Source organism: Streptomyces drozdowiczii, assembly GCF_026167665.1.
GTDB classification, from domain to species: domain Bacteria; phylum Actinomycetota; class Actinomycetes; order Streptomycetales; family Streptomycetaceae; genus Streptomyces; species Streptomyces drozdowiczii_A.
The window spans coordinates 16,673-30,680 of sequence record NZ_CP098740.1; the positions used below are offsets into that span (position 1 = coordinate 16,673).

The following is a 14,008-nucleotide window of genomic DNA, read 5'->3' on the forward strand; positions in this document are numbered from 1 at the left end:
TGGCCCGTCCGGCCAGATACACGCTCAGTACTCGGTGGAGCCCGTTGACGGCGTCCCGTACGGTCGACCCGTGATGATCAAAACGGGCGAACCCCGCAGTCTCGGTATCCCGGCCTCCGAGGCGCGGCTGACCTTCGATACGGAACTGCAGGAGCTCGGCGGCGGACCGCGGCGCCGTTTGCTCATGGTCGACGACGAGCCTGCCTTCGAGCTCAGCTTCTATTGCGGCACGTGCCCGCTCCTGTTCCGCCGGCTGGAGACCTCGCGGGAGAAGCTGTCCCTGGAGAGCATGCAGGAACGGCTCACCGGAACGCTCGACGATCCGGACGACGGCGGCGTGATCGACGCGTTCGGCACGCTGTTGCCGAAGGGCGAGTACCTTCCGCTGCTCCTGGAGGTGGAACCCCGGCTGGTCATCCCTGGCAGGGAGGGCGACTACTTCAGCGGCGAACAGGTCACGACCTGGGGGATCGACCAGTTCTGGGGCCTTCCGGAGTACCCCCACACCCCGTACTACCGGACCTTCGAAACCGCGGTCGACGCGGACACCCACCTCTACGAGTTCGTCGTGCCCATGGTTCCCCCGACGTGGAACGAGCGGGAGCGTGTCGAGGAGTACGCCGCACTCATGGAGCAGGGAACGGTCCCCACGGCGGTGGCGATCTCCACCCTGGACGTGTGCCAGCCCGCCATCGACCGAGGAGACGACTACTTCGCGCACTGGGGCCTGACCCACTTCCTCATCGACGGACACCACAAACTGGAGGCCGCCGCCACCGCCGGTCGGCCGGTCCGGCTCCTCTCGCTGCTGACCTTGGGCGAAAGCCTGGCCGGAACGGAAGAGACCTCCCGGCTGCCTGCCTTGCGCACGCAATCCCGCACGGGCCGCCAGGTCGGGCGGTAGACGTCGGTAGTGACTCCGGCCAACTACAACGCTCAGTGGCCGACCGGTTGCCCAGCCGCGAGTCAGTGGAAGCAGACGACGAGGCGCACGTCCTCGGCCCCGTGGAATTCGCTGAGAATGCACATGACGCTTCAGACACAGCTTTAGTCGCTGTCGCCTCCTGCGGCTGAGGCGCGCGTTCGTGTGCCTGGGGAGTTGGTCTCCTGACAATCCGTGGTGTCCAGCTCGGCCCAGGTCAGCCGGGGTAGTCCCGTGCACCTCGTGGGGGCCGCCGTAGCCGGCGAACAACTCACCTCGCAGTCCGGGCACGGCGTTCACCCGCACCGGCCGCCCGGCCCAACCTCCAGGCTCGCCATCGCGGCAGTCGGGCCACCCGAAGCGGGGGGGCTGCTGGGGGTGCCGTCCGTGATTTGGGGCTTCTACAGCCTCTACCCGTTAGGGCTCTGCCACCGCTCGCAGGGGGCCCACGTCTCGCCTTGCGTGAGAGGCCTTCAACGGCTCAGCTTCGGCGTGCACGCACCCTGTCACGCCCAGCCGCTGCACGTCGCCACGGAGGGGACTCCCCGTTGCTCGCCCGGCCGTACTTGGGTGCGATGTCGGTGAGACGCCGCAGGGAACACGCCTCCGTGCTGTCCACACGTTCATCCGTACGTGGCTCATCACAGACGCGACTACGTCGGCAGCACCAGGAACCACCTCGCAGAGAACCTGGCTGGGGCCAACCGCGGCTGCCCTTGTACAGCCTCACATTCCCAGCGACCGATGCGGGCTCGCGTATGGGGCCCTGCCTGCCGGCAGCACGCGCTGCCGGCAGGCGGAGAGGCTCAGTGGTCGTTGATGAAGTTCACCGCGTAGGAGCCCTGACCGCCTTGGCCCTCGAAGGTGAGGCCTATGTTGCTGTACTCGTGCAGGTTGTACTTGCCGCCCTGGCTGGCCCGGTGCGTGACACACGTTCCCTTGCCAGTCGAGACGGTCGCCTTGTAATGACTGATGTTCAGGTCCCAGTCATCGACCGTGACGAACGCCGAATGGCCGTTCGCCGACGTGTCGCAGACGGAGATGATGTCCCCGTACTCCTCGACATAGACCCGGACACCCGTACCGTTCCAGACGTGGTCCCAGTTGATCCCCGTCGGCGCCCCGGCCGCGCTGGCCGGCGTCGCGGTGACCATTCCCAGTCCGGCCGCGGCCACCGCGGCGACGAGAGCAACAGTGCCGCGCCCCCGCAGGCGGGAACGCATGGCAGATGCTGTTGAGGTTGTGCGCTGCATGAACCCTCTTCTTGATCGTAATGCGGAACAAGCAGATCACCCGAGGACAAGCACTTCCTCCCCGAGACTGATCCTGCAACGACTCAGACGCCCGCACGGCGTGCCATGGTTCTCCAATGAGTGACAATGCCATCCCCCGGCTCTCGGGCGACCGCGGGGCAGGGCGTCAGTCACTTCACTGAGTGGAGGGCTCCTCGGTGTAGGAGGCCCATGCCGCTACGGATGGATGGAGGGGGAGGCCGTGTCACACACGCAGGTCCTGGCCAAGGGAGCGGAGCAGATTCCCCGCCCTTCTGGGTCACCACCGTTGCTCTGACGTCATCGTCGGAGCGACATTTCTCATGTCAAGGGCGTGCAGGCGGTAGAGGGTCACCAGCGCCGGCGCGTGCCCGTGCACCGCGCCGTAGGGGATGGCCTCCCGCAGACGGGTCCCGGACGTACCCGGGCTGGCGAGCCCGCCTGAAGTCCTGGAGTCGACGGCGCACCGTAACCTTGGGACGAGGCCTCGCCCAACGGTGAGCGCAAGTCGATGGAGATGTACGACCCTCCGGTCCGGCTTCTGTCAGTGTGCGGGGGTGACGCCCTGGCCCGAACGCACCTCACCCGAGTTTTGCCGGACCGCCCCCAACTGGGGATTTGACGTGTGCGTTGTCCGCGCTGGGCCCGACCGCGCTCATGCTTTGTCGGATCCCCGCCGGCCAGCAGGCTTCGCTGGAAATCCTGCTGGTGTACTGGGCTCAGTGATCGTTATGCATGATCGATCCCACGAGGTTGCCGCAGGTGTGGATCGCGGCCGCCAGGGCGTCGGTCACCAGGTCCGCTCGCATGTGTTCGGCAATCGGCCAACCGGCCAGACGCCGCGATGAGAGGTCGATGACGGTAGAACTTTTCGCCCTCGACGGGCAGGTAGACACCTCAGACGCGTAACTCGTCAAGCTGCGGAGGCGGGGCCTGCCAGGTAAGCGGTGTGTTCATCGAACAGACGGTTGCTTTGCAGGCTGTGGTTAAGCTCGCCGATCATGCGGTTGAAGCGGTTGCCCTGGGCGGCTGCGTGCCAGTCTCCGTAGTCGTCGCGGCGCCGGTGGTAGTGGGCTTTGGCGCCGGGGGCGCGGTGATGGCGGCGAAGGCCCGGATGTATCCGGCGTGGTCGAGGACGATCGTTCTTGACCCATCGGCGGATGATGCTGGACTCTTCCCCGGGGCTCCGGTAAACGGGCGAGGCGCCGGAGTGTGCCTTCACGGCGCCGGAAAACGCTTGCGGTCGTCTCCGATCTCGGCGAGCAGCCGCGCCGCATGGGATGCCGAGGCCGGGGAGGCTGAGGGTGATCTCAGTGTCCGGGTGCTGAGGGAAGGTCTCTTCTGCAGCCTCGGCCAGGTGGTCGGCTGCGGTGCATGCGGCTTCCAGTTGGACCAGGAGGACGCAAGTGTCGCCGCTGGAGTCATCAAGGCACCAGGCGTTGCCCAGGCAGTCAATCGATCCTCATCCGCTCGGTCTTGAGCTCTGTGCTGTCGCAGGCGGGCCCGGGCAGAGCGTCGGCGGGATACTGTCTCATTCGTCTGCGATGGGCATTCCGATGAGCGCCGGCAGAGAGGGATCTGGGGTGATGGGGCGCATGGGGATGTGTGAGATCGAGTTCGTCAGCAGCCAGGCGAGGCTGGCCGGCTCCCTGGCAGTGCCGCGGGGAGCGGGTGCCGGCTGCGCGGGTGTGGTGCTGGTGGGAGGATCCGGGCCGTCCGACCGGGACAACGACTCGTTCTTCCCGCCGCTGCGCCACCACCTGCTGGACGCCGGGTTCGCAGTGCTCTCCTACGACAAGCGGGGCGTCGGCGGGTCCTCCGGTGACTGGCGCGATGGGACGCTGTCCGATCTGGCGACTGACGCGAAGAACGCGGTGCGCTTCCTTCAATCCCAGCCGGGAGTGCGGCCTGACGCGGTGGGGCTCTTGGGCCACAGCGAAGGCGGCTGGGTGGCGCTTCGTGCGGCGGCCGCTCTGGACGACATGGCCTGGGTCGTCACCACCAGTTGTCCGGGAGTCAGCCCGGCCGTGCAGGAACGCTACGCTCTGGCCAACCACCTGCGAGTGATGCATCTGGACAGCCAGGCCGACGCTGATCACACTCTGGACCTCTACGACCGCCTCATCGAGGCAGGACGAAGCGACGCGGACTTCGCGACGGCGATGCAGATCGTAGATGCGGCCGGCAGGCCGCCCGGACTGGCGTACTACTGGAGCGACCTCGATGAACGCATGTGGGGGTTCCTCAAACGCAAGCAGGACCACGATCCAACCGCCGACCTCCTCGGCCTGCGCTGCCCTCATCTGGTGTTCCTCGGCGGCGCCGATCCGCTCGTCCCGGTCGCCGAGACTCTCGACGTGCTCGGTGCGGTCGCTTGCCGTGCGGCGCGTTCGCCTGACGCGACGCTAACTGTGGAAGTGCTCCCAGGCGCAGACCACCGGTTGCGGCTGCCCGACGCCACTGCGCCGGAACCCACGTACTTCGAATCACTCACCAGTTGGCTCCAGCGACACTGAAACCTGCTCCTGCTTGGCATAGCGTGCGCCCAGTCGGACGAGGTCAGCGTGAACGCCGCCGGTCTTGCCGAGGTAACAGGCCTCCCCGACTTCACTGTGCACGCGCGCCATCAGCGCCTGCGCCCCTGTTCGGAGCGATCAGGGTGGAACTCTGCGGCCGCCTCGACGGCGCCTTCGCCCACGGCGCCTTCTTCTTCGAACACAGCAACGTCCTGCTCGCCGGCCTCAAAGGCTTCGGTCCCAGAGGCTGCCAGCCAAGACGATCCCACAGGGTGAGGTCTTCCCGGTGAGAGCATCGGGGTTCGTAGGCACGCCCTCAACTCTCCCGTTTCCTGGTGGAGGAACGATGCTCGCCGTTAATGGGGTCGCCAGCTCTCTGGTCTTGTCACCGTGCGCATCACCGGAGTGCCGGTGGCCGGTGTAGCACGGTGGCACCTCGTGGCGCGGCGTGTCACCGGGCGGGAAGCCACCTCCAAGCCGTGCGCGGCAGGCCCCCTGGCTGGCTCCGCATCCAGCCGTGCGAACCCGCCTCCAGCTGGGCGAACTGCTTCTGGCTCAACCCGGCAGCGACGGCGGCCCCTGGGACCGCAGTACCTGCGGACCGCCCTCGTCCCAGATCCGCAACCATCTCCGCACGGGGCGGACGCCGGCCCGCAGGTCCTTGGCGATCGATGAGCTGCCCCGCCCCGGGCGAACCACTCGCCCGCCGTGAGTCGCAACTTCGCGCGCAGATGATGCCGTTCGGCGGTCAGTCCGCCGCCTTGTGGATCCGCATGCCCCGGTGATACCCGGGCGAGCGACGAGCCGTCAGCCCCCCCCGTTACCCTTTTCGTGGCTCCGCAATGGGGCCTCCGGCCTTCGGGTTCGGCCCCCCTTGTTGTTCATGATCCGGGGGTGGTGTCACCGGGCCCGGAGGCATCGACGGACCGCTGATGAGGGGCTTGAGCACCGGCTTCACCCAGGCCGGAAGAGCTCTCCGTAACGTGGATGTGGCAGCTCGGTGCCCTGGCAAGGCCGGACGAAAGCGTGATGGAGGGGCCTGCACGTGATCGACATCAGCACTATCGACGTCTTCCTCGGCCTGGACGTCGGCAAGGGCGAACACCACGCCACCGCCGTCACCCCGGCCGGCAAGAAAGCGTTCGACAAGCGCCTGCCCAACACCGAGCCCAAGCTCCGCGAACTGTTCGCGAAACTTCAGGCCAAGCACGGAACGGTGCTGGTCGTGGTCGACCAGCCGGCCTCGATCGGGGCCCTGCCGCTGGCGGTCGCCCGGGACATGGGCTGCCCGGTCGCCTATCTGCCGGGCCTGACGATGCGGCGGATCGCCGACCTCTACCCCGGCGAGGCGAAGACCGACGCGCGGGACGCGTTCATCATCGCCGACGCTGCCCGGGCGATGCCGCACACGCTGCGGGCGATCGACGGCCAGGACGAGACGATCGCCGAGCTGGAGATGATCGTCGGCTTCGACGACGATCTGGCCGGCGAGGCCACCCGGGTCGCCAACCGGCTCCACGGCCTGCTGACCCAGATCCATCCGTCGCTGGAACGAGTCCTGGGACCGCGGTTGCAGCACCCGGCCGTCCTCACGCTGCTGGAACGGTTCGGGTCACCGGCCCAGATCCGCAAGGCCGGACGGCGCCGCCTGGTCACGCTGCTACGGCCGAAGGCCCCGAGGATGGCCGAGCGTCTGGTCGAGGACATCTTCACCGCTCTAGACGAGCAGACGGTGGTGGTGCCCGGCACCGAGGCGGCCGCACTGATCGTCCCAAGCCTGGCCGGCTCCCTGACCGGCGTCCTTGACCAGAGGAAACTGCTGGGAGGGCAGATCGAGGAACTCCTGGAGGCCCACCCTCTTTCCAAGGTCCTGAGGTCGATGCCGGGAGTCGGCGTCAGGACCGGAGCCCGCATCCTGATCGAGGTCGGCGACGGCAGCACCTTCCCGACCGCCGGCCACCTCGCCGCCTACGCCGGACTCGCCCCGGCGACCCACAGCTCGGGCTCCTCGATCCGCGGCGAACAGCCTTCCAGGAGAGGAAACAAGCAGCTCAAACGGGCCTTCTTCCTCTCCGCGTTCGCCGCCCTGAGCGACCCGCCATCCCGGATCTACTACGACAAGAAGATCGCTCAGGGAAAACATCACACCCAGGCCCTGCTCTGCCTCGCCAGACGCCGGGCCGACGTGCTGTTCGCGATGCTCCGCGACGGCACCTTCTACGAACCGCAGCCGTCGGCCGCAGTCACCTGACCTGCGGGTCTGCGAGAAGAACGACTCGATCGGCCTCAACATCGAAGCCGAGCACCGGATGGCCCTCGTCGCCTTCCGGGTCCATCAGCACCGGCTTGCCCAGCCGCCGCCCGATCTCACGGAGGAAGCTGCAGAACGCGTCAAGTCGATCCTGGCCCTGCAACTCCCGCAGGTCGACGTCGAAGTCGACTTCATCGTCGGCATGAAAACGGAAGATCGCCAACACCTCGGCAGAGGGCCAGACCCGCAGGTCGGGGCACTCTGCATCCGCCGGGCGGGACAGCACGGCCTCCGCCCGAGGCACCGGAAGCACCGTCTCCCCGTCGGAGTACTGGCACTTCCATCCATTCTCCGCGACAAGATCGAGGACCGCCTGCCAGTCCTCCACCGAGGCATCCGGGACACGCACGTCCGGCAACGACCCCATCAAGTCCGGGTCGAAGAAGGAACTCACGTCATCCCACAGCAGATCAGCCACCCGACCATGCTGCCCGGCTCGCCAACCCGACGCACCCCCGTTTCCCTTGACCAAAGAGATAGGGGCCCCCGACACCACGAGTACAACCTCAGCAACCGACCGGAACCATGGCGTCGGTAAGGATGATTCCCAGCGTGCGCTCCATGCCGTGGGCGCCCGTGTCGGTCAGGTCCACCGCTCGGGGGCTGCGCCCCCACCGCACCCAGTCCAGCGCGAACAGGCGGGCTGTCAGCACGGCTCCGAGGCCGCCCGCGAGGTGGTGCTGGTGCTCGCTCCAGTCCACGCAGTAGCGGATCGCGGGCCGGCGTGGCGGCAGCCGCTCCGTGTGGATGCCGAGTTCGGCCAGTGCCGTGCGCCCGGTGCGGGTAAGGCGGTACTGGGCGTCGTGGCCGTAGGAGGCGGGCCGGTCGCGCACGGACTCGTCGGGCCGGTGGATGCCGTCGTGTCCGGTGAGGATGCCGCGTTCCAGCAGACCGCGCATGAGCGCCACGCCGAGACGGCCTGCGAGGTGGTCGTAGCAGCTGCGGCCACGACGGAGGGCAATGGCGCGGTTGCTCTGCTTGAGCGAGGTAATGGCCAGTGGCGGGGCGATCAGCGCAAGGCATTCCAGGGCCGCGCTCACGTCCGGGCCGGCGAGCCGGTAGAAGCGGTGCCTGCCCCGTTGCTCCACGGTGAGCAGTGCGCCCTCGACGAGCTTGGCCAGGTGTGCGCTGGCGGTGGCGGCACCGATGCCGGCCTCGGCGGCCAGGGCGTTCGCCGGAAGGGCGCGGCCGTCGGCCAGACACTTGAGAATTCGGGCGCGCGAGGGGTCGGCGATGAGGGCGGCGGCCCGTGCGATGTCGGTTTGGTGCTTGAGCGGCTCTCCCGAGGACTCAAGCCCCGCGGTACCGGTCGTCGAGTGTGCGCGGTCGCGGTCGGTGTTCGGCATGGGAAGACCGTAGAACGACGACACTTCGTCGGGCAACGAAGTATTCGGAGCCGATGCTCTTGCCATGACTACCGCGGCGATGAACAACACAACCGTCGAAAGCCCTCCCGCCCGCCCCCCTGTCACGTCCGGCCTGGGCCGGCGGGGCGGGCTCGACACGGCACACGACCACGCGCCTCTCGCTCTGGCGCCTCTCGTCGCTCTCAGTCTCGGATACTTTCTGGTGATGCTGGACGTCACGGTCGTGAACGTCGCGCTCCCCGACATCCGGGCCTCACTGGGCGCGGGGCCTTCCGCGCTCCAGTGGATCGTCGACGGGTACAGCACCGTTTTCGCGGCACTGCTGCTGTTCGGCGGAGGGGCCGCCGACCGGTTCGGACACCGTCGTGTGTTCCTCACCGGCCTCATCCTGTTCAGCGGGGCTTCGGTCTTCTGCGGACTCGCCGGATCGGCGGTCCTGCTGATCGTGGGAAGGCTCGGCCAGGGAGCCGGAGCGGCGCTGCTCGTTCCCGCTTCGCTCGCGCTGCTGCAGGCCACCTTCCCCGACCGTGCGACCAGGGCCCGAGCGATCGCTGTCTGGGGGCTGTCGCGTCGGTCGCCTTCGGTGCCGGTCCCGCTGTCGGAGGCATCCTGGTCGCCGGCTCGGACTGGCGCGCCGTGTTCTGGCTGAACCTGCCACTTGGCGGCCTCGCCGTGCTGCTGACGCTGCGCCATCTGCCGTCTTCCGCGGTGCGTCCCAGAACACGGAAGGCGGATCCGGTGAGCCAGGTTCTCGCCGTCGTCGGTCTCGTCGCGGTGACTGGAGCCCTCAACGAGGCGGGCACACGGGGCTGGACGTCGCCGCTGGTCCTCTCCGCCTTGGCGGTCGGGGCGGTGGCCCTGGTGTCCTTCGTCCTGACGGCACGGGCTCTGGAAGCACGTATGGGGGGTAGGCGCGCCCCGCTGCTACGGCCGTCCATGTTCCGGTCCCGCTCCTTCACCTCGGCCACCGTGATCGGGATGCTGATCAGCCTCGGCTACTACGGCATGCTCTTCCTCGCCACGCTCTACTTCCAGCAGGAACGCCACCTCAACGTCCTGGAGACCGGCCTGGCCCTGCTGCCGTCCGTGTGCATGGGACTGATCGCCGCCCCCCTGTTCCACCGCGTCGCGCCCCGAACCGGCCCGTACGTCCCGATGGCCGCCGGCCTCGTTCTCGGCGCCGCGGGATTCGCCGGCTGGATGTTCACCGGGCCCGCGACTCCCTACCCGGTTCTGCTCTTCGCGCTCATCGCGACCGGGATGGGCCAGACCATGACCGCCCTCGCCGCCACCGCCGCCGTCGTCGAGACCGCGGCCGCCTCCGACGCCGGCGTCGCCACCGCCGTCTTCAACGTCGCCCGGCAGGTCGGCAGCACCATGGGCGTAGCACTCTTCGGAACGTTCACCGCCACGGCGCACCACTTCAACTCCGGTCTGCGCCTGTCGGCCGGTATTGCCGCAGCCGCGTTCACGCTCGGCGCGCTGCTTGCCCTGCGGGTCAGGTCGGCCGCTCCCGCACTTACGGGCCCGACCTCCTGACCACACATCCCTGACCCATGGGCCGCGCCGCCGTCCGTGAAGCCGCGCACCCCACCCCGGTCGCGGTCCATGGTCGCCGGCCCGTCATCACCCAAAGAGCCCGCCCGCTATCGGCTTCGGCCGTGAGGAGACACCATCATGACGACATCGAACCGACGCCCCGAGATCCTCCGCTACACCGCCTTCTCCGCCGACCCCGCAGGCGGAAACCCCGCCGGCGTCGTCCTGGACGCCACCGGCCTGACCGATGCCGAGCAGCTCGCGATCGCCGCGGAGCTGGGATACAGCGAGACGGCCTTCTTGACGGCCCCGCCGGCCGAACTCGCAGGCCGGGAAGGGGCCTACACCATCCGCTACTTCTCCCCGCGCGCCGAGGTCTCCTTCTGCGGGCACGCCACCATAGCCGCCGCCATCGCACACGCGGAACGTCACGGACCCGGCGACCTGCTGCTCGCCACTCCGGCCGGCACCGTCCCGGTGACGGTGACCGGCGCTCCGGACGGCACTGTGCACGCGACCCTGACCAGCGTCGAACCGGCGGTCCACGCGGTGGCGGAGGGCAATGTCGACGAAGCGCTCCAGGCGCTCGGCTGGTCCCGGACCGACCTGGATCCGGAGTTTCCGCCCCGGATCGGGTACGCGGGGGCTCGCCATCTGATCCTGGCCGTGCGCACCCGTACCCGGCTGGCCGACCTGGCCTACGACTTCGAGCGCCTCAAGGACTTCATGACCGGTCTGGACCTCACCACCGTGCAGCTCGTGTGGCGTGAGTCCGCAACGGTCTTCCACGTCCGCGACCCCTTCCCCGTGGGCGGGGTGGTCGAGGACCCGGCAACCGGCGCCGCAGCCGCCGCATTCGGTGCCTACGCCCGCGAGCTGGGGCTCGTACCCGAGGAGACGGTTCTCCACCTCCACCAGGGCACGGACATGGGCCGTCCCGGCGAGCTCCGAGTGGAGCTGTACGCCGGGGACCCGCGGGTACGCGTCAGCGGCACGGGAGCCCGTATTCCTGAGCCCGGCACGATGCGTGAGACGGCTCCACACGCCGGCAGTGCAGTGTGACACAGGGCGCTGCCCGGTACGTCTCCGGGGAGCTGTGAGGACTCAAACCGTCTGCCGGCAGCACGCGCTGCCGGCAGGCGGAGAGGCTCAGTGGTCGTTGATGAAGTTCACCGCGTAGGAGCCCCGGCCGCCCGCACCCTCGAAGGTGAGGCCTATGTTGCTGTACTCGTGCAGGTTGTACTTCCCGCCCTGGCTGGACCGGTGCGTGACACACGTTCCCTTATCGGTCGGAGACGGTGGCCTTGTAGTGACTGGTGTTCAGGTCCCAGTCGTCGACCTTGACGAAAGCCGCGTGGCCGTTCGCCGACGTGTCGCAGACGGAGATGATGTCCCCGTACGCCAGGCCGATCTCCACGGGCAGCTCGGTGGCCAGCACCAGCTGAGACGGGGCCGTGTCGGCCACGGCGGCCGGAGTCAGGACAGCCCCGTGACTTTTTGGGTGCCGCGTGTGCGGCGGATACGGTGCGCGGCATCTGCGCGAGCGGTTGCCGCATCTGCGGAATTGTCCGCCGCCACCCCCTAGATGCTGCGCACCCGTGTCACGGCCGGTGACCTGAGGACCCAGCTGCGGTGAGGTAGGCAACTGCACTGGTTCGGAAGGCGTCGGCGCGCGGCGCGGCCCGCTCACCCAGTTGAGCTGCCTCGATCCACCGTGCTGGAGGAAGTGGAAGCCGCCTGCGATCCGCGATGACCACCAGCTGCTGGAATAGATCATTACCGCGCCCGGGACCTTGTCCCGGCGCTGAAACTACGATGGAGCGGTGGTGCGGCTTGCGCGTCGCTCAAGTGTGCCGGACTGGTCGGGGGCCTTGTGGAGCGGTACGAGATCGAGACCTTCCTGGCTCTGGCGGAGGAACTGCACTTCGCTCGGACCGCCGAACGGCTGCGTGTCTCGCCGGGGCGGGTCAGTCAGACGGTGAAGGCGCTGGAGCGACGGGTGGGTGGGCCTCTGTTCGAGCGCACCAGCCGTCGCGTCGCCCTGACCCCCGTCGGCCGGCAGCTACGGGATGATCTGTTGCCGGCCTACGAGCGGATGTTGCGGGCGGTCGCGGATGCGGCGGCGGCCTACACAGACATCAGTGACACCGTATGGGTGGGGTTTACCGCGCCGTGGAGCGGTGAACTCCTCATCCGGGCCGGTGACACCCTCTCTACCCGCTACCCCCACTGCACGGTCGAGTTGTTGGACGTCACGTACAACGCCGCGATCGCCGCGCTGCGGGAGAAGCGAGTCGATCTGCTGGTCGCCGAGCCGCCGGTCGAGGAGTCCGATGTCGTCGTGGGCCCGGTGCTGTTCTCCGAGCGCCGCGCGCTGGTGGTCCCCGCCGGACACCCGCTGGCACGGCGCCGGACGGTGTCGCTGGAGGACCTCACTGTGCTGCCCCTGGTGACGGCCTCCGGGGTGTCGAAGACGTTCCACGAAGCCCTCTTCCCCTCCCGTACGCCGGACGGGAAACCGATCGAGCGCGGGCCGACAGCGGGCGGCTGGCAGGGGGTGCTGTCCCTGGTCGGAGCCGGCAAAGGGGCCACTGTGGCCACCGTCGCCGCCGGTAGGTACTACGTGCGGCCGGACATCGCGTACGTACCGATCGACGGTGCCGCGCCCATCGAGTACGCGCTGATGTGGCGGGACGGAGACCTCGCACCAGGACTGCGGGTGCTCATAGAGATCGCTGCAGGGCTCGCGCCGAGAGCCGCTCGAACTTCATGTGATTGCCGAGGCGCCGGCGCGAACCGTTCGCGGCAGTGTCAGCGTTGCAGCGGCCCTGACCAGTAGGCCGGCCACCGCGGTCAGCATGCTCCATGCGTATCCCGTGAGACACGAGTGCGCCCCGCGCTTCGGCAGCCGAAGCAACGAACAGGGGCAGGGGTGCATACGGACCGCCCAACCACCCGACAGAACCACGACACACAAAAACTGAGACATAGAACCAGAAACGCAGGCCAGTGCTGCCGAGTGCCTGGCGGATGGGCGCCGCGAAGGCCGGCTGGTGGAGGGGCGGACCATCTCCTCCGAGCACTCTCTCACGGAGGCGACCCTTGCCAGTCTCCTCGCCTCCCGTTCAGGCAGGCGAGGGTGACGGTGGTGCCGGCCGGAAAGGGCACGGCGAAGGCGAGACGGCCGGTGAGGGAGCGGGCACCGGAGGAAGTTGTGGAGGGTATGGGGAGCACGGTCTCGGTGGCGGCCTTGCCGGGAGTGGTCAGCAACCACAGGACAACCGGTGTCCCTTGCCCGAGTCGGACCGTTGGGCACGACGTTCGCCGCCACGCAGGACAGGTGTGCTCACGCCACAACAGCCGCCGAAGCGCTGTGCAGGAGAAAGAGCGCAAGAAGGGCGAAGGTGGTCGCGGTGACCAGGTTGACAGCTGTCGCCGTCCGTCGTCCCTGCGCGAGCCCCCGACCCAGTCGGCCGGCGCACAGGCCGAGCAGGCTGTCCCAGACGAGCCCCGCGATGAGGAAGACCAGTCCCAGGACGAGGAGCTGAACCCACAATGGGCCGTTCGCAGCGGTCGTGAAGCGAGGCAGGAAGGCTGCGAAGAACAGCACGGTCTTCGGATTGAGCACATTGGTGAGCGCGGCTCGGCGCAGGACCCGGCCTGCGGAGAGTGTGCCACCGGCCGCGGCCGGTGGCGTCCGGGCCGACCGCACCGTGGTCAGCGCCAGCCAGCCGAGGTAGAGACCGCCGGCCAGTTCCACCCCGTGCTGAGCGGCGGGGATCGAGCGGAGGAGGACGGCGAGTCCGAGTGCGGCTGCCGTCACATGCGCGACCATGCCCAGGGCCATCCCCAGGGCCGAAAGCAGTCCGGCTCGCGGGCCGCGTTCCAGTGCCACGGCCACGATGTACGCGGAGTCGGGCCCAGGAGCGATGGTGATGATCGCGACCGCGGCGAGATAGGCCGGCAGAAGCGTGAGGTCGGGCATTTTTGCCTCCCTGCTCGGACACCCTGAACGCTCGTAACGTCCTTTACGCGCCTAGCACGTTACTGAAGGCTTGAGACCTTCGCAACGCCCAATGTCG

11 protein-coding genes and 2 pseudogenes are annotated in these 14,008 nt (G+C 68.5%); 7 read left to right on the forward strand and 6 right to left on the reverse strand.

What is annotated here, in order from left to right:
* Positions 1-73 precede the first annotated feature (73 nt).
* Positions 74-904 (forward strand): hypothetical protein, encoded by an 831-nt coding sequence (locus tag NEH16_RS00095; protein WP_265547014.1) that lies wholly within the window; start codon positions 74-76, stop codon positions 902-904.
* Between the two features lie 824 nt (positions 905-1,728).
* Here NEH16_RS00095 and NEH16_RS00100 read toward each other — a convergent pair.
* Positions 1,729-2,145, reverse strand: a complete 417-nt coding sequence (locus NEH16_RS00100; protein WP_265538361.1) for a hypothetical protein — start codon at positions 2,143-2,145, stop codon at positions 1,729-1,731.
* Between the two features lie 997 nt (positions 2,146-3,142).
* On the opposite strand from NEH16_RS00100, the gene NEH16_RS00105 reads away from it, so the two are divergent.
* Together NEH16_RS00105 and NEH16_RS00110 are read left to right on the forward strand one after the other, a co-directional pair.
* The gene (locus tag NEH16_RS00105; protein WP_265538362.1) at positions 3,143-3,673 is read left to right on the forward strand and encodes a hypothetical protein; all 531 of its coding nucleotides are present in this window, start codon (positions 3,143-3,145) and stop codon (positions 3,671-3,673) included.
* A 121-nt stretch (positions 3,674-3,794) separates the two neighbouring features.
* A complete protein-coding gene (locus tag NEH16_RS00110; RefSeq protein WP_265538363.1) occupies positions 3,795-4,709 on the forward strand; it encodes an alpha/beta hydrolase family protein in 915 nt (304 codons plus the stop codon).
* Positions 4,710-5,220: 511 nt separating this feature from the next.
* Here NEH16_RS00110 and NEH16_RS33780 read toward each other — a convergent pair.
* Positions 5,221-5,461: pseudogene (locus NEH16_RS33780) on the reverse strand (IS630 family transposase); the annotation flags it as partial.
* A 293-nt stretch (positions 5,462-5,754) separates the two neighbouring features.
* Here NEH16_RS33780 and NEH16_RS00115 point away from each other — a divergent pair.
* Positions 5,755-6,960, forward strand: a complete 1,206-nt coding sequence (locus tag NEH16_RS00115; protein ID WP_265538364.1) for an IS110 family transposase — start codon at positions 5,755-5,757, stop codon at positions 6,958-6,960.
* Here the strand turns inward: NEH16_RS00115 and NEH16_RS00120 are convergent.
* Together NEH16_RS00120 and NEH16_RS00125 are read right to left on the reverse strand one after the other, a co-directional pair.
* Positions 6,953-7,438 (reverse strand): hypothetical protein, encoded by a 486-nt coding sequence (locus NEH16_RS00120; RefSeq protein WP_265538365.1) that lies wholly within the window; start codon positions 7,436-7,438, stop codon positions 6,953-6,955. The genes NEH16_RS00115 and NEH16_RS00120 overlap by 8 nt on opposite strands.
* A gap of 88 nt (positions 7,439-7,526) precedes the next feature.
* Positions 7,527-8,366, reverse strand: a complete 840-nt coding sequence (locus NEH16_RS00125) for an ArsR/SmtB family transcription factor (RefSeq protein ID WP_265538366.1) — start codon at positions 8,364-8,366, stop codon at positions 7,527-7,529.
* Between the two features lie 226 nt (positions 8,367-8,592).
* Between NEH16_RS00125 and NEH16_RS00130 the strand changes: the two are divergent.
* Positions 8,593-9,926 (forward strand): annotated as a pseudogene (locus tag NEH16_RS00130) (MFS transporter).
* A gap of 138 nt (positions 9,927-10,064) precedes the next feature.
* Entirely contained in the window at positions 10,065-10,988 is a 924-nt protein-coding gene (locus tag NEH16_RS00135) for a PhzF family phenazine biosynthesis protein (protein ID WP_265538367.1), read from the forward strand.
* Between the two features lie 220 nt (positions 10,989-11,208).
* Here the strand turns inward: NEH16_RS00135 and NEH16_RS00140 are convergent, their stop codons facing one another.
* Complete coding sequence (locus NEH16_RS00140; RefSeq protein ID WP_265538368.1) at positions 11,209-11,391, reverse strand: hypothetical protein; 183 nt, start codon at positions 11,389-11,391, stop codon at positions 11,209-11,211.
* Between the two features lie 408 nt (positions 11,392-11,799).
* Between NEH16_RS00140 and NEH16_RS00145 the strand changes: the two genes are divergently transcribed.
* Positions 11,800-12,765 carry a LysR family transcriptional regulator gene (locus tag NEH16_RS00145; RefSeq protein ID WP_265538369.1) on the forward strand — a complete coding sequence of 322 codons (966 nt, stop codon included), beginning with the start codon at positions 11,800-11,802 and terminating at the stop codon, positions 12,763-12,765.
* Between the two features lie 507 nt (positions 12,766-13,272).
* On the opposite strand, the gene NEH16_RS00150 is transcribed toward NEH16_RS00145, so the two are convergent.
* Positions 13,273-13,911 (reverse strand): LysE family translocator, encoded by a 639-nt coding sequence (locus NEH16_RS00150; protein WP_265538370.1) that lies wholly within the window; start codon positions 13,909-13,911, stop codon positions 13,273-13,275.
* Between the last annotated feature and the right edge of the window lie 97 nt (positions 13,912-14,008).